18 protein-coding genes are annotated in these 20,381 nt (G+C 71.8%); 13 read left to right on the top strand and 5 right to left on the bottom strand.

Annotated elements, in window-relative coordinates; genetic code table 11:
* Positions 1–95: 95 nt before the first annotated feature.
* The 3 genes from hflC to ACFOY6_RS15230 all read left to right on the top strand — a co-directional run bounded on the left by hflC (position 96) and on the right by ACFOY6_RS15230 (position 3,037).
* Positions 96–1,094: a protease modulator HflC gene (hflC, locus tag ACFOY6_RS15240; protein ID WP_379651585.1), complete on the top strand. Its 999-nt coding sequence runs from the start codon at positions 96–98 to the stop codon at positions 1,092–1,094.
* 13 nt (positions 1,095–1,107) lie between these two features.
* On the top strand, positions 1,108–1,302 hold the full coding sequence (locus ACFOY6_RS15235) for a DUF2065 domain-containing protein (RefSeq protein WP_219929655.1): 195 nt from the start codon (positions 1,108–1,110) through the stop codon (positions 1,300–1,302).
* 193 nt (positions 1,303–1,495) lie between these two features.
* Positions 1,496–3,037, top strand: a complete 1,542-nt coding sequence (locus ACFOY6_RS15230; protein WP_379634871.1) for a DegQ family serine endoprotease — start codon at positions 1,496–1,498, stop codon at positions 3,035–3,037.
* A 79-nt stretch (positions 3,038–3,116) separates the two neighbouring features.
* Here ACFOY6_RS15230 and serB read toward each other — a convergent pair whose 3' ends face one another.
* Entirely contained in the window at positions 3,117–4,007 is an 891-nt protein-coding gene (gene serB / locus ACFOY6_RS15225; RefSeq protein ID WP_379634870.1) for a phosphoserine phosphatase SerB, read from the bottom strand.
* A gap of 26 nt (positions 4,008–4,033) precedes the next feature.
* Between serB and miaA the strand changes: the two genes are divergently transcribed.
* From miaA to ACFOY6_RS15180, 9 genes are all read left to right on the top strand, one after another.
* On the top strand, positions 4,034–5,065 hold the full coding sequence (miaA, locus tag ACFOY6_RS15220) for a tRNA (adenosine(37)-N6)-dimethylallyltransferase MiaA (RefSeq protein ID WP_379651584.1): 1,032 nt from the start codon (positions 4,034–4,036) through the stop codon (positions 5,063–5,065).
* Positions 5,066–5,124: 59 nt separating this feature from the next.
* Entirely contained in the window at positions 5,125–6,921 is a 1,797-nt protein-coding gene (locus ACFOY6_RS15215) for an acetolactate synthase 3 large subunit (protein WP_379634868.1), read from the top strand.
* A 62-nt stretch (positions 6,922–6,983) separates the two neighbouring features.
* Positions 6,984–7,508 carry an acetolactate synthase small subunit gene (gene ilvN / locus ACFOY6_RS15210; RefSeq protein WP_109515117.1) on the top strand — a complete coding sequence of 175 codons (525 nt, stop codon included), beginning with the start codon at positions 6,984–6,986 and terminating at the stop codon, positions 7,506–7,508.
* A 93-nt stretch (positions 7,509–7,601) separates the two neighbouring features.
* Entirely contained in the window at positions 7,602–8,618 is a 1,017-nt protein-coding gene (gene ilvC / locus ACFOY6_RS15205; RefSeq protein WP_109515118.1) for a ketol-acid reductoisomerase, read from the top strand.
* 135 nt (positions 8,619–8,753) lie between these two features.
* Positions 8,754–9,950: a zinc-binding metallopeptidase family protein gene (locus tag ACFOY6_RS15200; protein ID WP_379651583.1), complete on the top strand. Its 1,197-nt coding sequence runs from the start codon at positions 8,754–8,756 to the stop codon at positions 9,948–9,950.
* 97 nt (positions 9,951–10,047) lie between these two features.
* Positions 10,048–10,458: an energy transducer TonB gene (locus ACFOY6_RS15195; RefSeq protein WP_379651582.1), complete on the top strand. Its 411-nt coding sequence runs from the start codon at positions 10,048–10,050 to the stop codon at positions 10,456–10,458.
* A gap of 57 nt (positions 10,459–10,515) precedes the next feature.
* Positions 10,516–11,442 (top strand): allantoinase PuuE, encoded by a 927-nt coding sequence (puuE, locus tag ACFOY6_RS15190; protein WP_109515121.1) that lies wholly within the window; start codon positions 10,516–10,518, stop codon positions 11,440–11,442.
* Between the two features lie 102 nt (positions 11,443–11,544).
* The gene (locus tag ACFOY6_RS15185) at positions 11,545–13,860 is read left to right on the top strand and encodes a methyl-accepting chemotaxis protein (RefSeq protein WP_109515122.1); all 2,316 of its coding nucleotides are present in this window, start codon (positions 11,545–11,547) and stop codon (positions 13,858–13,860) included.
* Between the two features lie 279 nt (positions 13,861–14,139).
* Positions 14,140–15,723 carry a 2-isopropylmalate synthase gene (locus ACFOY6_RS15180; protein ID WP_379634860.1) on the top strand — a complete coding sequence of 528 codons (1,584 nt, stop codon included), beginning with the start codon at positions 14,140–14,142 and terminating at the stop codon, positions 15,721–15,723.
* 72 nt (positions 15,724–15,795) lie between these two features.
* Here the strand turns inward: ACFOY6_RS15180 and rocD are convergent, their stop codons facing one another.
* The 4 genes from rocD to ACFOY6_RS15160 form a co-directional block, all read right to left on the bottom strand.
* On the bottom strand, positions 15,796–16,998 hold the full coding sequence (gene rocD, locus ACFOY6_RS15175; RefSeq protein ID WP_379651581.1) for an ornithine--oxo-acid transaminase: 1,203 nt from the start codon (positions 16,996–16,998) through the stop codon (positions 15,796–15,798).
* A 24-nt stretch (positions 16,999–17,022) separates the two neighbouring features.
* Complete coding sequence (locus ACFOY6_RS15170; protein ID WP_379651580.1) at positions 17,023–17,988, bottom strand: arginase family protein; 966 nt, start codon at positions 17,986–17,988, stop codon at positions 17,023–17,025.
* A gap of 137 nt (positions 17,989–18,125) precedes the next feature.
* Entirely contained in the window at positions 18,126–18,560 is a 435-nt protein-coding gene (locus ACFOY6_RS15165) for an Lrp/AsnC family transcriptional regulator (protein WP_109515126.1), read from the bottom strand.
* A 318-nt stretch (positions 18,561–18,878) separates the two neighbouring features.
* Positions 18,879–19,118 (bottom strand): hypothetical protein, encoded by a 240-nt coding sequence (locus ACFOY6_RS15160; protein WP_109515127.1) that lies wholly within the window; start codon positions 19,116–19,118, stop codon positions 18,879–18,881.
* 189 nt (positions 19,119–19,307) lie between these two features.
* Here ACFOY6_RS15160 and ACFOY6_RS15155 point away from each other — a divergent pair, with 189 nt between their 5' ends.
* Positions 19,308–20,351 carry a rod shape-determining protein gene (locus ACFOY6_RS15155; RefSeq protein ID WP_109515128.1) on the top strand — a complete coding sequence of 348 codons (1,044 nt, stop codon included), beginning with the start codon at positions 19,308–19,310 and terminating at the stop codon, positions 20,349–20,351.
* The last annotated feature ends 30 nt before the right edge of the window (positions 20,352–20,381 follow it).

The raw sequence follows: 20,381 nt of genomic DNA, 5'->3' as shown, positions 1-20,381 counted from the left end.
ACCTCGCCGCGCGCCGCCGCCGCCGCCGCCGCCGCGCCGCTGGCGCGCCTCGCGGTGCTGAACCCGCCGCGCGCCAACGCGCAGGGAGGCGCCCGATGAACCGCATGCTGCTGCTGGGCGGCGTGGTGCTGGTGGGCATCGCCACCGCCGCCTCCTCGCTGTTCACCGTGCACCAGACCGAGCAGGTGCTGGTGACGCAGTTCGGCGAGCCGATCCGGGTGATCAACGACCCGGGCCTGCACGCCAAGATCCCCTTCATCCAGACGGTCATCAGCTTCGACCGCCGGCTGCTCGACTACGACGCGCCGGGCGAGGAGGTGATCCTGAGCGACCAGCGCCGGCTGATCGTGGACAGCTTCACCCGCTTCCGCATCACCGACCCGCTGCTGTTCTTCCAGACGGTGGGCGCGCAGGAGGCGGGCATCCGTGCCCGGCTCTCCTCGGTGGTGGTCTCGGCGCTGCGCCGCGTGCTCGGCAACGAGCCGCTGCTGGCCGTGCTCTCCTCCGACCGCGCGCGGATCATGACGGAGATCAACCGCCAGGTGAACGAGGAGGCCCGCCGCTTCGGCGTGGCGGTGGAGGATGTGCGCATCCGCCGCGCCGACCTGCCGGAGGAGAACACCCAGGCCATCCTCAGCCGGATGCAGTCGGAGCGCGAGCGCGTGGCGCGCGAGGCGCGCGCCGAGGGCGCCGAGGTGGCGGCGCGCGTCCGCGCCGGGGCCGACCGCGAGCGGACCGTGATCCTGGCCGAGAGCCAGGCGCAGGCCGACACGCTGCGCGGCCAGGGCGAGCAGGAGGCGATCCGCATCTTCGCCGATGCCTACCAGCGGGACCCGGAGTTCTTCGGCTTCTACCGCGCCATGCAGGCCTACCGGGAGGCCTTCTCCGAGGGCGAGACCCGGCTGGTGCTGACGCCGGATTCGGAGTTCTTCCGCTATTTCCGGCAGAGCCGCCCGGGCCTTCCGGTACCGGGCGTGCGCCCGACGCCAGGGGCCGAGGCGGAGCCGAACGGCGCCGCGGCCCAGGCCGCGCCGGCGCCCGCCAGCCCGGCGCCCGCCAGCCCGGCACCCGCCAGCCCGGCACCGGCCAACTGAACCGGATAGCGGCGTGACCGCCTTCCAGGTCCTGGCCGGCATGGCGGTGGTGCTGGCGCTGGAGGGGCTGCTCTACGCGGCCTTCCCCGGCGCCATGCGCCGCGCCCTGGCCACTCTCGCCCTGCAGCCGTCGGAGCGGCTTCGGCTGGTCGGGCTTGGCGTCGCCGTGGTGGCCGTGGTGGCGGCGACGCTGCTGGTACGCGCCTGAGGCGCGGGCCAATCTTTGTGACAGGAAGGCCCGCCCCGGTTGCAACCGCAGCCGGGGCGAAGCTTTTTGTAACAGCTTTTCCATCATGCTCGGGTCCGGCTGCCCTTCCGGCGCCGCCCGCGCCGCCCCATTCTCTCCCCCATGCCGGACCGATCCCCGTCCGGGTTCTGCTTGTCGCAAGCGAGGTTTGCCGATGCGTCTCGCCACCCTGATCCTGAGTGCCACGGTCGCCGCGGTGCCGCTCGCCCAGCCGTTGCGGGCCGTGGCCCAGCCGGCGACCGTCGCGCCCAACACCCCCGCGGCGCCGGGCCCCGTCGCCACCACCCCGGAGAGCTTCGCGCCGCTGGCGCGCAAGCTGCTGCCCTCGGTGGTCAACATCCAGACCAGCCAGACGCTGCAGGCGCGCGGCAACCGGCCGGATGCGCCGGAAATGCCGCAGGCCCCGCCGGGCAGCCCCTTCGAGGAGCTGTTCCGCGAGTTCTTCGAGCGCAACCGGCCGCCGGGCGCCCGCCCCGGCCAGCCGCCGCGCCGCCAGCAGAGCCAGGGCTCGGGCTTCATCGTCGACGCCTCCGGCATCATCGTGACGAACAACCACGTCATCGACGGTGCCGACGAGATCAACGTGGTGCTGCACGACAACACCACGCTGAAGGCCGAGCTGGTGGGCACCGACAGCCGCACCGACCTCGCCGTGCTGCAGGTGAAGACGGACAAGCCGCTGCCCGTGGTGCCCTTCGGCGATTCCGACACGGCCGAGGTGGGCGACTGGGTGCTGGCCATCGGCAACCCGCTCGGCTTCGGTGGCTCGGTCACCTCGGGCATCGTCTCGGCGCGCGGCCGCAACATCAATGCCGGCCCGTATGACGACTTCATCCAGACCGACGCCGCCATCAACCGCGGCAATTCGGGCGGCCCGCTGTTCAACGTGAAGGGCGAGGTGATCGGCATCAACACCGCCATCGTCTCGCCTTCCGGCGGCTCGATCGGCATCGGCTTCGCCATTCCCTCCAACCTGGCGCGCAACATCGTCGGGCAGCTGCGGGATGGCGGCCGGGTGCGGCGCGGCTGGCTGGGCGTGAACATCCAGCAGGTGACGGACGAGATCGCCGAGAGCCTGGCCCTGCCGGGCGGCGCGCGCGGCGCCCTGGTGGCGCGCGCCCAGGAGGACGGCCCCGCCGCCAAGGGCGGCATCCAGAACGGCGACGTCATCCTGAAGTTCAACGACCAGGATGTGCGCGAGATGCGGCAGCTGCCGCGCATCGTGGCCGAGACCAAGGTCGGCACCGAGGCGCCCGTGGTGGTGTGGCGCAACGGCAAGGAGGAGACGGTGCGCGTCACCGTGGCCGAGCTGCCGGCCGAGCAGCAGGCCGCCGCCAGCGCGGCGCCGCAGCAGGCCCGCCCGGGTGCCGCCGTGGAGCTGTCCGGCCTTGGCCTGAAGGTGGCGCCGGTCTCGCCCGAGACGCGGGAGCGCTTCAGCCTGCGCGAGGATGCGCGGGGCGTGGTGATCACCGAGGTCTCGCCCGGCAGCAGCGCCGCCGAGCGTGGCCTGACGGCGGGCGACATGATCCTGGAGGTGCAGCAGAACCGCGTCTCCACCCCGCAGGAGGTGCAGGAGCAGATCGCCCGGCTGCGCAAGCAGAACCGCCCGAGCGCGCTCATGCTGATCGAGAACGGGCAGGGCCAGCGCTTCGTGCCGCTGCGCCTGCAGCCCGAGCGCAGCGGCAACCCCGGCTGAGTCTGCTGCCGGACTGACAGAAAGAAGAAGGGGGTCCGGGGGAATTCATTCCCCCGGCCTTTCTTTTATATGCGTCCCTTTACGAGACGAATTCTCCCGCGCGATACCCCTGCGCGAAGAGGAGGGCGCGCAGATCCGCATGATCGACCCGAACCCGCGCCGCCGCGGCGACCACCGGCTTGGCCCGGTAGGCCACGCCGAGGCCGGCCGCGCCGAGCATGGCGAGGTCGTTGGCGCCATCCCCCACGGCGATGCTGGCCGAGAGCGGCAGCCCCAGCTCGGCGCAGAGGCGCTTGAGGGTGGCGAGCTTGGCGTCGCGGTCGAAGATGGGCTCGGCCACGGTGCCGGTCAGCGCCTCTCCGTCATCCTCCAGCACATTGGCGTGGTGGCTGGTGAAGCCGGCCTGGGCCGCCACCCGCCCGGTGAACCAGGTGAAGCCGCCAGAGGCGAGGGCGCAATGCGCGCCATGCGCCACCATGGTGCCGACCAGCTCCGTGGCGCCCGGCATCAGCCGGGTCTCGGCCCAGGTGGCCTCCAGCGCCGAGAGGGAGAGGCCCTTCAGCATCGCCACCCGCTCGCGCAGCGCGGCGGAGAAGTCGATCTCGCCATTCATGCTGCGGCGGGTGATCTCGGCCACGCGCTCCTTCAGCCCGGCATAGGCGGCCAGCTCGTCCAGCGTCTCGCTGGTGACGATGGTGCTGTCCATGTCGGCGATCAGCAGGCGCTTGCGCCGGCCCTCGGCGGGCTGGGCGATGCAGTCCACCGCCGCGCCCTCCAGCGCGGCGCGGGCGGCGGCATCCGCCTGCTCCGGCGCGAGGCCGGCGAAGGGCAGGTCGAGCGCCTCGCCCTCGGCCAGCCATTCGGGGGTGGCGGCGTCGGCGCCGATATCGATGAGCGCGGAACGGATCCGCGCGGCGAGGGGCGCCTGCAGTTGGCCTGCGGGCGCGATCAGGGTGAGCACATGCTGCATGGGGGGCGGACCATGCCCGTTGGCCGATGACGGATCAACCTCCGGCGCGTGAACCTCTGGAGCATGGCCCGCGGGCGCTGCTGGTGGCTGGCCCCACCGCCAGCGGCAAGTCGGCCCTGGCGCTGGGACTGGCCGCGCGGCTTGGCGGCGTGGTGATCAACACCGACAGCATGCAGGTCTATGCAGGGCTCGCGGTGCTGACGGCGCAGCCCTCGGCGGCGGAACAGGCGGAGGCGCCGCACCGCCTCTATGGCGAGCGCGACCCGGCCGAGGCCGCGAGCGTGGCCTGGTGGCGGGAGCGGGCGCTGGCGGAGATGGCCGCGGCCCATGCGGCGGGGCGCCTGCCCATCCTGTGCGGCGGCACGGGGATGTATTTCCGCGCCCTGGCCGAGGGGCTGGTGGAGATCCCGCCCATCCCCGAGGCGGCACGGGAGGAGGCGCGCGGCCTGCTGGCGGCGGAAGGGCCGGCGGCGCTGCATGCCCGCCTCGCCGCGGTCGATCCCGGCACCGCCGCCCGGCTGCGCCCGACCGACAGCCAGCGCCTGGCCCGTGCCTTCGAGGTGTGGCGCGGCACCGGGCGCGGCCTCTCGGCCTGGCTGCCGGAAGGCGGCGCTGGCCCGGCGCGGCGGCCGGACGGCACGCCCTGGCGCCTCGCCGCGCTGCGGCTGGACCAGGTGCGCGAGGCGCTGCGCGAGGCGACCGCCCTGCGCTGGGAGGCGATGCTGCGCGCGGGCGCGGTGGAGGAGGTGCGCGCCCTGCTGGCGCGCGGCCTCGACCCCGCCCTGCCGGCGATGCGCGCGCATGGCGTGCCGGAACTGGCCGCCATGCTGGCCGGGCGCTGGGACCGGGCGGAGGCGGGGCGGCGCGCCTGCCTCGCCATCGGCCAGTACACCAAGCGCCAGGCCACCTGGTTCCGCCACCAGACGCTGGCGGCCCCGAGCGAGACGCATACGATCCATGCGCGTGTCACGCATCTAAAGCAATTTTCGGAAAGAGAATTGGGGGAAATTTTCGCGTTTGTTTGTTCGCGCGTTGACGCGGGGCAGCAGGGCGCGTAGATCGGGGGCCCGGGCGGAGAACGCGCCCGGCAAACAGCCACAGGAAAGCCAGAAGCATCATGTCTTCCGCCATCCTTCCCGCCGCATCCGACACCCAGTCCCTGACGGGTGCCGAGATCGTCCTGCGCGCGCTGAAGGAGCAGGGCGTAGAGGTCATCTTCGGCTATCCGGGCGGCGCCGTCCTGCCCATCTACGACGCCATCTTCCAGCAGAACGCCATCCGCCACATCCTGGTGCGGCACGAGCAGGCGGCGGTGCACGCGGCGGAAGGCTATGCCCGCTCCACCGGCAAGGTGGGCTGCGTGCTGGTCACTTCCGGCCCCGGCGCCACCAACGCCGTGACCGGGCTGGTGGACGCGCTGCTCGACAGCATCCCCATCGTCTGCCTGACCGGGCAGGTGCCGACCCACCTGATCGGCAACGACGCCTTCCAGGAGGCGGACACCACCGGCATCACCCGCCCCGCCACCAAGCACAACTACCTGGTCAAGCAGATCGACAAGCTGGCCGAGACGGTGCACGACGCCTTCTACGTGGCGCGCTCCGGCCGCCCCGGCCCGGTGGTGATCGACCTGCCGAAGGACATCCTGATCGGCAAGGGCCCCTACAAGCCGGCGCCTCAGGTGGAGCACCGCTCCTACCGCCCGCAGACCGAGCCGGACGCGGCGCAGATCGCCAAGGCCGTGGCCATGCTCAAGGGCGCCAAGCGCCCGGTGGTCTATGCCGGCGGCGGCGTGATCAATGCCGGGCCGGAAGCCTCCGAGCTGCTGACGAAGTTCGTGCGGATGGCGGGCATGCCCTGCACCAACACGCTGATGAGCCTGGGCTGCTACCCGGCGAGCGACCCGCAGTTCCTGGGCATGCTGGGCATGCACGGCACCTACGAGGCGAACCTCGCCATGCACGGGTGCGACGTGATGTTCAACATCGGCGCCCGCTTCGATGACCGCGTGACCGGGCGGCTCAACGCCTTCGCGCCGAACTCGCTGAAGATCCACGCCGACATCGACCCCTCCTCGATCAACAAGAACGTCAAGGTCGAGGTGCCGGTCGTGGGCGACGCGGCCTCCGTGCTGCGCGCGCTGATCGCCGCCTGGGAGGCGGATGGCGCGGCGCAGGACCGCGAGGCGCTGGCCGGCTGGTGGCGCCAGATCGACGAGTGGCGCGGCCGCAACTGCCTGCACTACGTGCAGGAGAGCCGCATCATCAAGCCGCAGCACGCGGTGAAGCGCCTCTACGAGCTGACGCAGCAGAGCGGCAAGGAGACCTTCATCTCCACCGAGGTCGGCCAGCACCAGATGTGGGCCGCCCAGTATTTCGGCTTCGAGAAGCCGAACCGCTGGATGACCTCGGGCGGGCTCGGCACCATGGGCTACGGCCTGCCGGCGGCGATGGGCGTGCAGGTGGCGCACCCGGACGCGCTGGTGATCGACATCGCCGGCGAGGCCTCGATCCTGATGAACATCCAAGAGATGTCGACGCTGGCGCAGTACCGCCTGCCGGTGAAGGTGTTCATCCTGAACAACCAGTACATGGGCATGGTGCGGCAGTGGCAGGAGCTGCTGCATGGCGGCCGCTATTCCGAGAGCTACTCCGAGGCGCTGCCCGATTTCGTCAGGCTGGCCGAGAGCTTCCACGGCGTGGGCCTGCGCGCCGAGAGCACGGACGACCTGGACGGGGTGATCCGCGAGATGATCGCCATCGACCGCCCGGTGATCGCCGACATCGCGGTGGACCAGAAGGAAAACGTCTTCCCGATGATCCCCTCGGGCGCCGCGCACAACGAGATGCTGCTGGCCTCGAACCAGATCAGCGGCGGCGCCGGGGTGACGGATGAGGGGACGGCGCTCGTCTGAGCGCCGGCACCCGCCCGAAACTTCCGCCTCCTCATCCCGACCGATCCTTCCCAGGACAGACCATGCCTGACCCATCCGACATGACGCACCGCGCCGCGACCATCGCGGTGCTGGTGGAGAACGAGGCCGGCGTGCTGGCCCGCGTCATCGGCCTGTTTTCCGGCCGCGGCTACAACATCGACAGCCTGACCGTGGCGCCGGTGGACGCGGAGGGGCGGCTCTCCCGCATCACCGTCGTCACCTCCGGCACGGAGATGGTGATCGAGCAGATCAAGGCGCAGCTCGACCGGCTGGTGCCCGTCCACAAGGTGGCCGACCTGACGCTGGAGGGGCCGCACCTCAACCGCGAGCTGGCGCTGATCAAGGTGGTGGGCAGCGGCTCCGCCCGGCAGGAGGCGCTGCGCCTGGCGGACGCCTTCCGCGCCCGCGTGGTGGACGCCACCACCGAGAGCTTCGTCTTCGAGATGACGGGCAATGCCGAGAAGCTGGATGCCTTCATCAACCTGATGCGGCCGATCGGGCTCGCCGAGGTCAGCCGCACCGGCGCGGTGGCCATCGCGCGGGGCACCGCCAGCCTGACCGTCTGAGCGCGGCCGGGGGGCTCCCCCGGACGAGGATGCGCGGCGGGGCAGGGGGCCCGGCCGTGGAGTGAGTGAACCTTTCGGGGGAGTGCGCCAGAGATGCGCGTGTATTACGACCGTGATGCGGATGTGAACCTGATCAAGGCCAAGAAGGTCGCGGTCATCGGCTTTGGCAGCCAGGGCCACGCCCATGCGCTGAACATGCGCGATTCCGGCGTGGCCGAGGTGGCCATCGGCCTGCGCCCCGGCCCCTCCGCGAAGAAGGCCGAGGCCGCCGGCTTCAAGGTGCTCTCGCCCGCCGAGGCGGCGAAGTGGGCCGACGTGGTGATGGTGCTGACCCCCGACGAGGGCCAGGGCGACCTCTACCGCGACCACCTGCACGCCAACATGAAGGAAGGCGCCGCGCTGGCCTTCGCGCACGGGCTGAACGTGCACTTCAACCTGATCGAGCCGCGCCCCGACATCGACGTGTTCATGATCGCGCCGAAGGGCCCCGGCCACACGGTGCGCGGCGAGTACCAGAAGGGCGGCGGCGTGCCCTGCCTGGTGGCGGTGCACCAGAACCCCTCGGGCAACGCGCTGGAGATCGCGCTCTCCTACGCCTCCGCCGTCGGCGGCGGCCGCTCGGGCATCATCGAGACGACCTTCAAGGAAGAGTGCGAGACCGACCTGTTCGGCGAGCAGGTCGTGCTCTGCGGCGGCCTGGTCGAGCTGATCAAGGCGGGCTTCGAGACGCTGGTGGAAGCCGGCTACGCCCCCGAGATGGCCTATTTCGAGTGCCTGCACGAGGTGAAGCTGATCGTCGACCTCATCTATGAGGGCGGCATCGCCAACATGAACTACTCGATCTCCAACACCGCCGAGTATGGCGAGTACGTGACCGGCCCGCGCATCATCACCGCCGAGACCAAGGCCGAGATGAAGCGCGTGCTGAACGACATCCAGTCGGGCAAGTTCACCCGCGACTGGATGCTGGAGAACAAGGTCAACCAGGCGAGCTTCAAGGCCACCCGCCGCCGCCTGGCCGAGCACCCGATCGAGGAGGTCGGCACCAAGCTGCGCTCCATGATGCCCTGGATCACCAAGGGCGCGCTGGTCGACAAGGCCAAGAACTGAACCGGGACGGGGCGCTTCGGCGCCCCTTTTCGTGTCTGCGGCTCATGGCGGCGTGTCCCGCCCGGCAACCGCGGGCGGCGCGGCCCGTTCCTGCCTCGCCCGGATGGATGGCACCGGGCGGCAAGGAACAGTGGCATGCGGCTTTTCAACTGCGAGGTCTGCGGGCAGCTCCTCTACTTCGAGAACACCCGCTGTGAATCCTGCGGCGCCACGCTGGGCTATGTGCCCGGCGTGAACCGCCTCTCCGCGCTTGACCCGGCGGAGCCCGAGGGCGGCGTGGTGCAGGCCGCCGACGGCGCCGCCTCGGCCCAGCAGGCCGCCGGGCAGGCGGCGGACGGCCCGGCGGAGAACGCGCAGGCCGAGACCTCCTCCCAGGCGGTGGGCCAGCTCTGGCGGCCGCGCGCCGATGCCGCCCGCCTGCACCGCTTCTGCGACAATGCCGCGCACGATGCCTGCAACTGGCTGGTGCCGGAGGACAGCGCGGACACCTTCTGCCTCGCCTGCCGTCACAACCGGACCATCCCCGACCTCTCCAACCCCGCGCACGCGGCGCAGTGGCGCCGGATCGAGACGGCCAAGCGCCGCGCCATGTACAGCTTCCTGCGCCTCGGCCTGCCGATGAGGACCCGGCAGGAGGACCCCGAGGAGGGCCTGGCCTTCGACTTCCTGGCCGATCCGCCGGCGGAGCAGGGGCCCATGGTGATGACCGGGCATGACAACGGCCTGATCACCCTGGCGCTGGCCGAGGCGGACGATGCCGAGCGCGTCCGGCGCCGCACCAGCATGGGCGAGCCCTACCGCACCCTGCTCGGCCATTTCCGCCACGAATCCGGCCATTACTTCTGGGACCGGCTGGTGCGCGACGGCGGCCGGCTGGAGGAGTGCCGCGCCGTGTTCGGCGACGACAGCCAGGATTACGGCGCCGCGCTGCAACGCCACTACAATGAGGGCCCACCCGAGGACTGGCAGGAGAACTTCGTCTCCACCTACGCCACCGCCCACCCCTGGGAGGATTTCGCCGAGACCTGGGCGCACTACCTGCACATCATCGACACGCTGGAGATGGCACGTGCCTTCGGCATCGGCATCGACCCGCGCGCCGACCGCACCGGCGAGATGAGCGCCGAGGTGGATTTCGACCCCTACAGGGCCACCGACATCCAGCCCGTGATGGAAGCCTGGGTGCCGCTGACGGCGGCGGTGAACAGCCTCAACCGCTGCATGGGCGCGGCCGACCTCTACCCCTTCGTGCTGTCGCCGGCGGTGGTGCGGAAGCTGGGCTTCATCCAGTCCCTCGTACACGGGGAGGTGGCGGCCTCCGGCGCGGGCTGAGCAGGGCGCCGAAGGATGGTTCCCACCAGGGCTGTTCCGCTCTAGAGCTTGAGCGGAACAGCCCGGCAGGGAGAATCGTGGCGTGGGGAAGTTGCGCATGGCGGCGCTGGGCCTGCTTCTGGGGTTGGGCCTTCTGGAGTTGGGCGCCTGCGCCACCTCCCCGGCCCTCACGCCCGAACAGCAGCGCGAGCTGGCCAGCTGGAGCGGCGAGGTCAGCCGGAAGATCCAGAGCAAGCGCTATTTCCCGCACGATCCCACCCAGGCGAGGCCCATGACATCCGGCACGGTAAGGGTGCGCTTCACCGTGGCCGAGAATGGCGGGATCTACACGCCGCAGATTGTCAGCTCCTCCCGCGAGCCCCTGTTCGACGCCGCCGCGCTCGCCATCGTGCTGTCGTCTGCGCCGCTTCCGCCGCCGCCGGCGGCGCTGGTGGCGCGGGGTGAGCCGATCTCGCTCCAGGTGCCCATCACCTTCATCCCGCCGGATGCGCCTCGCCCCAGGCTGTGACTCGTCCCGCAGCGGCCGGTTGACGCGCCGCGCGCGGCGCCGCCAAGCTTCCTTCCCATGACGATCCTCGCCCCAGAAAGCGGCTACCCCCGCGATTTCGCCGGCTACGGCCCCAACCCGCCCGACCCGCAATGGCCGGGCGGCGCGAAGCTCGCCCTCTCCTTCGTGCTGAACTACGAGGAGGGCGGCGAGAACAGCGTGCTGAACGGCGATGCCGGCAGCGAGATCTACCTGAACGAGACGCCGGGCGGGAACCCGGTGCTCGGGATGCGCGACATCGGCAAGGAGAGCCAGTTCGACTACGGCGCCCGTGCCGGCGTCTGGCGCGTGCTGCGGATGTTCGCCGAGCGCGGGCTGAAGCTGACGGTCTATGGCGTCGGCCGTGCGCTGGAGCTGAACCCGGCGGTGGGCCGCGCCTTCGCCGAGGCGGGGCACGAGGTGGCCAGCCATGGCTGGCGCTGGATCAACTACCAGGAGGTGGACGAGGCCACCGAGCGGCGGCACATCGCGCAATGCGTCGAGACCATCGCCCGCACGGTGGGGAAGCCGCCCGTGGGCTGGTACACGGGCCGCATCAGCGAGCGGACGCGCCGCCTCGTCGCCGAGCATGGCGGCTTCCTCTACGACAGCGACGCCTATGACGACGACCTGCCCTACTACGTCACCGCCGCCGGCCGGCCGCTGCTGGTCCTCCCCTACACGCTCGACAACAACGACATGAAGTTCGCGGTGCCGCCCGGCTTCACCGCGAATGACGGCTTCACCCAGCACCTGACGGACGCCTTCGACTTCCTCCGCCGGGAAGGGGAGACGGCGCCGAAGATGATGAGCGTCGGCCTGCATTGCCGGCTGGTGGGCCGGCCGGGGCGCGCCGCCGCCCTGGCGCGCTTCCTCGACCATGTCGTGGCGCAGCGCGACGTCTGGGTGGCGACGCGCGAGGAGATCGCGCGGCACTGGCTGAGGGTGCATCCGCCCCGGGGCTGAGGCGGGCGGCGCCATGGGGCGGCGACGGCCATGCGGGGCCGGTCGCCGCGTTTACCGGCGTTTCAGGAGAGTTTGCCACAAGGGGAATGACCTGGAGGCAACATGCCCGTCTTTCCCCTTTCCATGACCGTCGGCCGCAGGCTCGCCCTGGCGGCATTGGTGCCGGTCCTGCTGCTCGGCCTGATGGTGGGCGGCGTCTGGCGGAGCCTCGACACCATCCGGCTCGAGAGCGAAGCGGAGCTGGTGGCCGACGAGGTGGAGATGCAGCTCCACCTGACCGGCACAGCCATCCAGGCGGCGCGGGTGCAGCTGCGGGATGTCGTCAACGCGCAGAACCTCCAGGCGCTGGAAGCCGCCCGGAGCCAGGGCGCGCAGGAGATGGAGCGCGCCCGCGGCCATGTGCAGGAAGCCCAGCGCCAGGCGGCGGGCGGCCGGGTCAGGCAGACGCTGGACGCGGCGCTGGCCCTGTTCGGCGAATACGCCCAGGTGCGCGACGCCGTGACCGAGCGGCGCCGCGCGGTGCTGGAGACGCGCGACCGCCTCTCCGCCCTCGGCCGCGAATACGAGCGGCTGTTCGAGGTGGTGATGGGCAGCATCGAGTTCTCGCAGCCTGCGGCGCAGCGGGAGGAGACGCGCGGCAGCCTGCTCACCCTGCACCGCGCCATCACCGAGATCCGCCTCGGCCTGCAGGACTACATGCTGTCGGGCGAGGCCACGCAGATGCGCCGCGTGCGCAGCGCCATCCAGCAGTCGCGCGTCTATCTCCGCGGCGCCGCGCGGCTTGCCGCCGGCGACGCCGCGCTGCGCGACTGGATCGACCAGGCGAGGCAGGTCGGCGATGCCGGCGGTGCCATCCTGGAGGCGCTGGAGCAGATCGACCGGCTGCGCCAGGATGGGGTGGTCGCCAACCGCGAGCGACTGGAGAAGGCGCTGGACGATGCCGGCGCGCAGGTGGCCAGCGCCAGCGAGGAAGGCCGCCTGCGGCTGGAGGCGGCGATGGAGAATGCCCGCCACACGATGTTGATCCTGGGGCTGACGGCGGCGCTGCTGCTGCTGCTGCTCGGGCTGATCAACGCCCGCGCCATCGGCACTCCCCTGCGCCGTCTGGCGGCGGCGATGGCGGCGCTGGCAGCGGGCCAGACGACGGCCGGCGTTCCGGGCCTCGGGCGGCGCGACGAGATCGGCACCATCGCCCAGGCCATGCAGGCGCTGCAGGCGACGGTCGGCCGTGCCTTCGCGCAGAGCCAGATGCTGGAGCAGCTGCCGCTCGGCGTCATGACCGCCGATCCGAAGGACGGGTTCCGCATCACCTATCTGAACGAGGCGAGCCGCGAGGGGCTGCGGCCGCTGCAGCACGCGTTGCCATGCCGGGTGGAGGAACTCGCGGGGCAGAGCGTCGATCTGTTCCATCCGCCGGCGCAGCGCCAGCGTATCCGCGACATCCTGGCCGACCCGGCGCGCCTGCCCTACGCCGCCAAAATCCGCCTGGGCGACGAGGTGCTGGCGCTTCGCGTCACCGCCATCCGCGATGCGCAGGGCGGCTATGTGGGGCCGATGCTGAGCTGGTCGCTGATCACCGCGCAATCCCGCCTCGCCGCCGGCTTCGAGGCGGAGGTGGGGGCGGTGGTGAACGCCGTCGCCCGCTCGGCCGGCGCCCTGCAGGAGGCGGCGCGCGGCATGAGCGCCAGCGCCACCCGCTCCGGCCAGGAGGCGGGCGCGGTGGCGGCGGAGGGGGAGCGCGCCGGGGCCAGCGTGCAGGCGGTGGCCGCCAGCGCGGAGCAGCTCGCCGCCAGCGTGGCGGAGGTGACGCGGCAGGTGCAGAGCGGCGCCGGCGTGGCGCAGGAGGCAGCGGGCGAGACCCGCCGCGCCGATGTCACCATCCAGGCCCTGTCGGAGGCGGCGGGCCGCATCGGCGACGTGGTGCAGCTGATCCAGGACATCGCCGGGCAGACCAACCTGCTGGCGCTGAACGCCACGATCGAGGCGGCGCGGGCGGGGGAGGCCGGCAAGGGCTTCGCCGTCGTCGCCTCCGAGGTGAAGAACCTCGCCGGGCAGACCGCCCGCGCCACCGAGGAGATTGGCCAGCAGATCCAGGCCATCCAGGGCAGCACCGCCGAGGCGGTGGTCGTGCTGCGCGGCATCGGCGCCACGGTGGAGCGGATGAACGAGGTCACCTCCGCCATCGCCGCCGCGGTGGAGCAGCAGGCGGCGGCCACGCAGGAGATCGCCCGCAGCGCCGCGCAGGTATCGGACAGCGCCGGCGCCGTCAGCCGCCGCATCGCCGATGTGAGCAGCGCGGCGGAGGAGACGCGCCACGCGGCGGGCAGCGTGCTGGACTCCGCCGCCGAGCTGAGCGGGCAGGCCGTGGCGCTGCGGCAGAAATCGGATGCCTTCCTGCAGGCCGTGCAGGCGGCGTGACCGCGCGAGGGACAGGGGCGGATTCAGGGGAAGAAAGCGCTTGCGGCGGGGCGCGGGCCTGCTATCGTCTCTTCCATGAACGCCGCCGCGCGCATCCACGGCCTGACGAACGGTTCCGCCGCCGTCGCCGCGCGCGCCCTTTCCGGCCTCCTTCTCCTTCGACTTAGCCGCCCCTGGGCGTGACGCCCGGCTGACTGGCCGGCATCGCTCAGGGGGACCCCTGGGTGCCTCGCGCGCCCATGCCTGCCCGGCTCGAGTCAAGCAACGAAGGAACGCCCCATGGCCATCAACCACCCCAGCTTCGGCACCATCGACGACAAGCGCGTCATCGTCTTCGACACCACGCTGCGCGATGGCGAGCAGTCCCCCGGCTTCTCCATGAACCTGGAGGAGAAGCTGCGCATGGCCGAGGCCCTGGCCGAGCTGGGCATCGATGTCATGGAGGCGGGCTTCCCCATCGCCAGCCAGGGCGATTTCGAGAGCGTCCAGTCCATCGCGCAGCGCTTCGCCAAGGACGGTCCCGTCGTGTGCGGCCTGTCGCGCTCCGCGCCGGGCGACATCCTGCGCGCCGTCGAGGCGGTGAAGCCCGCTGCCCGCCAGCGCATCCACACCTTCCTCTCCACCTCCGACCTGCACATGCGCGTCAAGCTGCGGATGAGCCGCGAGGAAGTGCTGGAGGCCATCACCAAATCCGTCTCGCTGGCGCGCAACCACGTGGCGGATGTCGAATGGTCGGCCGAGGATGGCAGCCGCACGGACCCCGACTTCCTGTGCCGCTGCGTCGAGGCCGCCATCAAGGCCGGCGCCACCACCATCAACGTGCCGGACACGGTGGGCTATGCCATCCCGGCCGACCTCACGCGCATCTTCACCATGCTGCGCGAGCGGGTGCCGGGCGCCGATGGCGTGATCTTCTCCGCCCACAACCATGACGATCTGGGCTTGGCGGTGGCCAACACCCTGGCCTGCCTGGAGGCCGGCGCGCGGCAGGTGGAGGCCACGATCAACGGCATCGGCGAGCGGGCGGGCAATGCCAGCCTGGAGGAGGTGGCGATGGCGCTGCGCACCCGCGCCGACGCCATGCCCTACACCACCGGCATCGTCACGCAGAACATCCTCAAGACCAGCCGCCTGCTGGCCACCATCACCGGCTTCGACGTGCAGCCGAACAAGGCCATCGTCGGCCGCAACGCCTTCGCGCATGAGAGCGGCATCCACCAGGATGGCGTGCTGAAGGACAAGACCACCTACGAGATCATGACGCCGGAGAGCGTCGGCTGGGCCACCAACGCGCTGGTGATGGGCAAGCATTCCGGCCGCGCCGCCTTCCGCGACAAGCTGGCGAGCCTGGGCTACACGCTGGGCGACAACCAGCTGAACGACGCCTTCCGCCGCTTCAAGGACCTGGCCGACCGCAAGAAGAGCGTGTTCGACGAGGACATCGTCGCCCTGGTCGATGACGAGGTGGTGCGCGGCCATGACCGGCTGAAGCTGCTGGCGCTGACGGTGGCCACCGGCATGGGCACCCGCCCCACCGCCTCGCTGGCGGTGGAGATCGACGGCGAGAAGGTGGAGGCCGTGGCCGGCGGCGATGGCGCGGTGGATGCCACCTTCAACGCGCTGCAGCAGGTGGTGCCGCACAAGGCGACGCTGAAGCTCTATGCCGTGCAGTCCGTCACCGGCGGCACCGACGCGCAGGCGCGCGTGACGGTACGGCTGGAGGAAGAAGGCAAGCTGGTGGACGGCCAGGGCGCCGACACGGACACCATCATCGCATCTGCCCGCGCCTATGTGCATGCGCTGAACAAGCTGCTCTCCAAGCGCGCCCGCACCGCGCCGCCCGAGATGATGCGCACCGCCTGACCTGATGGCGGGGTCCGGGGGGATACTATCCCCCCGGCGGGGGCCGGGGGGCGGCGCCCCCTGACTCTTTTTCTAATGGCCCAACACCGCCTCGAACTGCTCCACCGCCCACTCCACCTCGCCGCGCGTGATGACGAGGGGCGGCGCGATGCGGATGGTGTGGTCGTGCGTGTCCTTGGCCAGGATGCCGCGCTCGCGCAGTGCCTCGCAGTAGCGCCGGGCGCCGCCGGCCTGGGGGTGCAGCTCCACCGCCAGCATCAGCCCCCGCCCGCGCACCGCGCGGATGAGGCCACCGCCGATGCCCTCCAGCCCGGCGCGGAAATGCGCCCCCTGGGCGGCGGCGTTGCCCACCATGCCTTCCTCCATCAGCACGCGCAGCGCCATGCGCGCCACGGCGCAGGCCAGCGGGTTGCCGCCGAAGGTGGAGCCGTGCTGCCCGGGGCGCAGCACGCCCAGCACGTCGGAGTTCGAGAGCACGGCCGAAACCGGGTAGAAACCACCCGAGAGCGCCTTGCCCACCAGCGTCACATCCGCCTCGATGCCCTCATGCTCCTCCGCCAGCAGGCGCCCGGTGCGGCCGAGGCCGGTCTGGATCTCGTCCAGCACCAGCACGACATCGTGCCGCGTGCAGAGCTCCCGCACCCGGCGGAAATAGCCGGGGGGCGGGATGATGACGCCGGCCTCGCCCTGGATCGGCTCGGCCAGCACCGCCACGGTGTGCGGCGTGATGGCCGCCTCCAGCGCCGCCGCGTCGCCGAAGGGCACCACGCGGAAGCCGGGGGCGAAGGGGCCGAACTGGCCGCGTGCCTCCGGGTCGGTCGAGAAGCCGACGATGCCGAGGGTGCGGCCGTGGAAGTTCCCGTCGCAGACGATGATCTCGGCGCGGCCCTCCGGCACGCCCTTCACCGCATAGCCCCATTTGCGGACGCATTTCAGCGCCGTCTCCACCGCCTCGGCACCGCTGTTCATCGGCAGCACCTTGTGCGCGCCGGTGAGCGCCGCGATCTCCTCGTAGAACAGCGCGAGCTGGTCGTTGCGGAAGGCGCGGGAGGTGAGGGTGAGGCGCCCCGCCTGCTCGACCATGGCGGCCAGGATGCGCGGGTGGCAATGCCCCTGGTTCACCGCCGAATAGGCGGAGAGGCAGTCGAGGTAGCGCCGCCCCTCGACATCCCACACCCAGACGCCCTGGCCGCGCGTCAGCACGACGTCGAGCGGCTTGTAGTTCTGCGCGCCGAGTTCCTGCTCGGTGCGGATCAGGCCGGGAAGCACGGACATGACGGGCTCTCCTCCATGCAGGGTTCAGGCGGCGTCGCGCAGGGCGGGGGTGGCCAGCAGCGGCGCGACGAGGGCGACGGCCCGGCGGGCGCTGGCGCCCGAGGGATCGAGGCGCGGGTTCAGCTCGACCAGGTCGAGGGCGCGGAGCAGGCCGCTCCCGCGCACCAGGGCCAGCGCCGCCGCCAGCGCCTCCTGCGAGAGGCCGCCCGGCACGGGGGTGCCGGTGCCGGGCATCAGCGTGGGGTCGAGCACGTCCACATCCAGGCTGACATGCAGCCAGCCCCCCGCCGCCACGGCCTCCTCCAGGAAGCGGCGCAGCGGGGCCAGGCCTTCCGCGCGCAACCGGTCCATGCCGAGCACGGCGGCACCGCGCGCCCGCAGCAGCCGGGCCTCGCCAGGGTCGAGGTCGCGCACCCCCAGCAGGGCAAGGCGGGAAGGCGCCACGGGCGGCGGCGCTGGCGCGCCCCACAGATCGCCAAGGCCGGGCTCGCCGCAGAGGGCGGCCAGCGCCATGCCGTGCACATTGCCGCTGGGCGAGGTGGCGGGGGTGTTGAAATCCCCATGCGCGTCCATCCAGAGCAGGTAGAGGGGCCGGCCCGCCGCGGCGGCGGCTGTGGCGCTGGCGGCCACCGAGCCCATGGGCAGGCTGTGGTCGCCGCCCAGCAGCAGCGGCCGGCGGCCGCTGGCGAGGATGGCTGCGGCCTCGGCGCGGATGGCGCGCACCCAGGCGGCGATGCGGGGCAGGTGGTGCGCCGGGCCCTCGGGCCGCAGTCGGGCCAGGGCAGAGGGGGCCAGGGCAGCGGGGACCAGGGCAGCCGGGGGCAGGGGGGTGGGGGCGGGGAGGTCTCCCCGGTCCTCGGCGGCGGTGCCGAGGGCTTCCAGCAGGCCGGCGGCGCGCAGCGCGGCAGGACCCTCAGCGGCACCGCGCCGGCCGGCGCCCCAATCCGCCGCCGCGCCGAACACCACCCAGCCTTGCCCGCCCATTGTCATGCCTTCGCCTCCGCCAGCAGCCCCGAGCGGGGCCGTGGCGGGCAGTCTGGGGACGAGGGCGGCTCAGCAAGAAGCCGGAGAAATGCGCAGAAGGGCGGGTTGATTGCGCAGAATGGCGGGCCACTTCGCGCAAACCGTCAGCCCTTGCGGCGGGCTAGCAGCAGGTTGCTCTCGGTATTGGCCACGCCCTCGATGTGCCGGATCTGCCGGAGCAGCGCGTCGAAGGCCTCGAGGCTTTCCGTCTCCACCTCCAGCACCAGGTCCCAGCGGCCATTGGTGGCGTGGACCGCCACCACCTGGGGAAGGCCCTGAAGGCGGCGTGTCACCCGGTCGGTGGCGTTGCCCTCGATCTCGACCAGGGTGATGGCGCGCACCGGCGCCCGCTCCGCCTCGTGCCGCAGCACGATGGTGAAGCCCTGGATGACGCCGCGCTCCAGCAGCCGGTCGATGCGCGCCTTCACCGTGGCGCGGGAGAGGCCGGTGGCGGCGGCGAGGCTGGTGAGCGGCTGCCGCGCATCGGCGCGCAGCAGGGCGATCAGGGAGCGGTCCGCCGCGTCGAGGGGCGGGATCATGCGCGCTGCACCGCAGGCTTCGGTGTGCCGGGGCAGGAGTTGGCAGATGGCATGGCGTGCTGGCCGGTGTCCCGGCTCCTCCTCTCCCGCAGGGGCCGCACGGTGCGGCCAGGCTGGCAGGGAAGGGATAGCCGCAGGCGGGCCGGTGGCGCCACGCCCCGGGGTGCGGCGACCGCAGGGGAAGAACGCGAAAGGCCGCGGCTCCTCGTGGTGCCGCGGCGTTCCGTCATGTCACTTGCCCGGCGCTCCGGTACGGCGCGGCCCCGGGGGCCGCTGGAAGCCGCTCAGCGCCAGAAACAGCTTGGCGCCAGAAACAGCTTAGCGCCAGACGGGGCGGCCGAGATTGACCTGGTCGCCGCGGGTCAGGGCACCGCCCGCCGCACCGGCGGCGCCGCCCAGCAGGGCACCGGTCCCGGCACTGCCGGTGAGGGAGCCCACCGCCGCGCCGGCGCCCGCGCCCAGCAGGCCGCCCGAGGCGGCACGGTCACCGGTCGAGTAGCCGCACGCGCCGAGGCCGATGCTGGCGAGGGCCAGCAGAGCGAGAGAGGACTTCCTCATGATCGTGCTCCTTGAAGGGTTCAGAGAGTCATGCGCCTGCAACGGGGCAGGGGGCGGAAGGTTGCCGCTTCGTCATCCGGAATGACGCTTGAGCGGGGCGGCGGGGGGCGGTAATCCACGGCGCCTCTCCGCGACGGATTGCCGCCGAGCGGATGCCCGCTGTCTGTCCCCCTCGGAAGGTATCCCTGGATGTTCTCCCGCTTGTTCGGCTTCCTGTCGGCCGACATGGCCATCGATCTCGGCACGGCGAACACGCTGGTCTACGTCAAGGGCCGGGGCATCGTGCTGAACGAGCCCTCCGTCGTGGCCATCGCGGACATCCGCGGCCGCAAGCAGGTGCTGGCGGTGGGCGAGGAGGCCAAGATGATGCTGGGCCGCACCCCCGGCAACATCGCCGCCATCCGGCCGCTGCGCGACGGCGTCATCGCCGATTTCGAGGTGGCGGAGGAGATGATCAAGCACTTCATCCGCAAGGTGCACAACCGGCGCTCCTTCGCCTCGCCGATGATCATCGTCTGCGTCCCCTCCGGCTCCACGGCGGTGGAGCGGCGCGCCATCCAGGAGAGCGCCGAGAGCGCCGGCGCCCGCAAGGTGCTGCTGATCGAGGAGCCGATGGCCGCGGCCATCGGCGCCGGCCTGCCGGTGACGGAGCCTTCCGGCTCGATGATCGTCGATATCGGCGGCGGCACGACGGAGGTGGCCGTCATCAGCCTGGGCGGCATCGTCTATGCCCGCAGCGTGCGCGTCGGCGGCGACAAGCTGGACGAGGCGATCATCAGCTACATCCGCCGCCACTTCAACCTGCTGATCGGCGAGAGCACGGCCGAGCGGATCAAGATGGAGATCGGCGCCGCCGCCTACCCGGACTATGGCGAGGAAGGCCCGATGACTGAGGTGAAGGGCCGCGACCTGATGAACGGGGTGCCGCGCGAGGTGGTGGTGAGCCAGCGCCAGATCGCCGAGGCGATCGCCGAGCCGGTGAGCCAGATCGTCGAGGCGGTGAAGGTGGCGCTGGAGAACACGCCGCCCGAGCTGGCGGCGGACATCGTGGACAAGGGTATCGTGCTGACCGGCGGCGGCGCGCTGCTGCAGCGGCTGGACCAGGTGCTGCGCGAGGCCACCGGCCTGCCCGTCTCCGTGGCGGAGGATGCGCTGGCCTGCGTCGCCCTGGGCACCGGGCGGGCGCTCGACGAGATGAAGCGCCTCCGCCACGTGCTCTCCTCCATGTATTAAGCGTTACCCTCCATGTATTAAGGCATAGCG

The organism is Teichococcus aestuarii (genome assembly GCF_042651065.1).
Taxonomy (GTDB): Bacteria; Pseudomonadota; Alphaproteobacteria; order Acetobacterales; family Acetobacteraceae; genus Pseudoroseomonas; species Pseudoroseomonas aestuarii.
The sequence above is the reverse complement of the archived record's forward strand: the minus strand, read 5'-3'. Positions and strand labels throughout refer to the sequence as shown.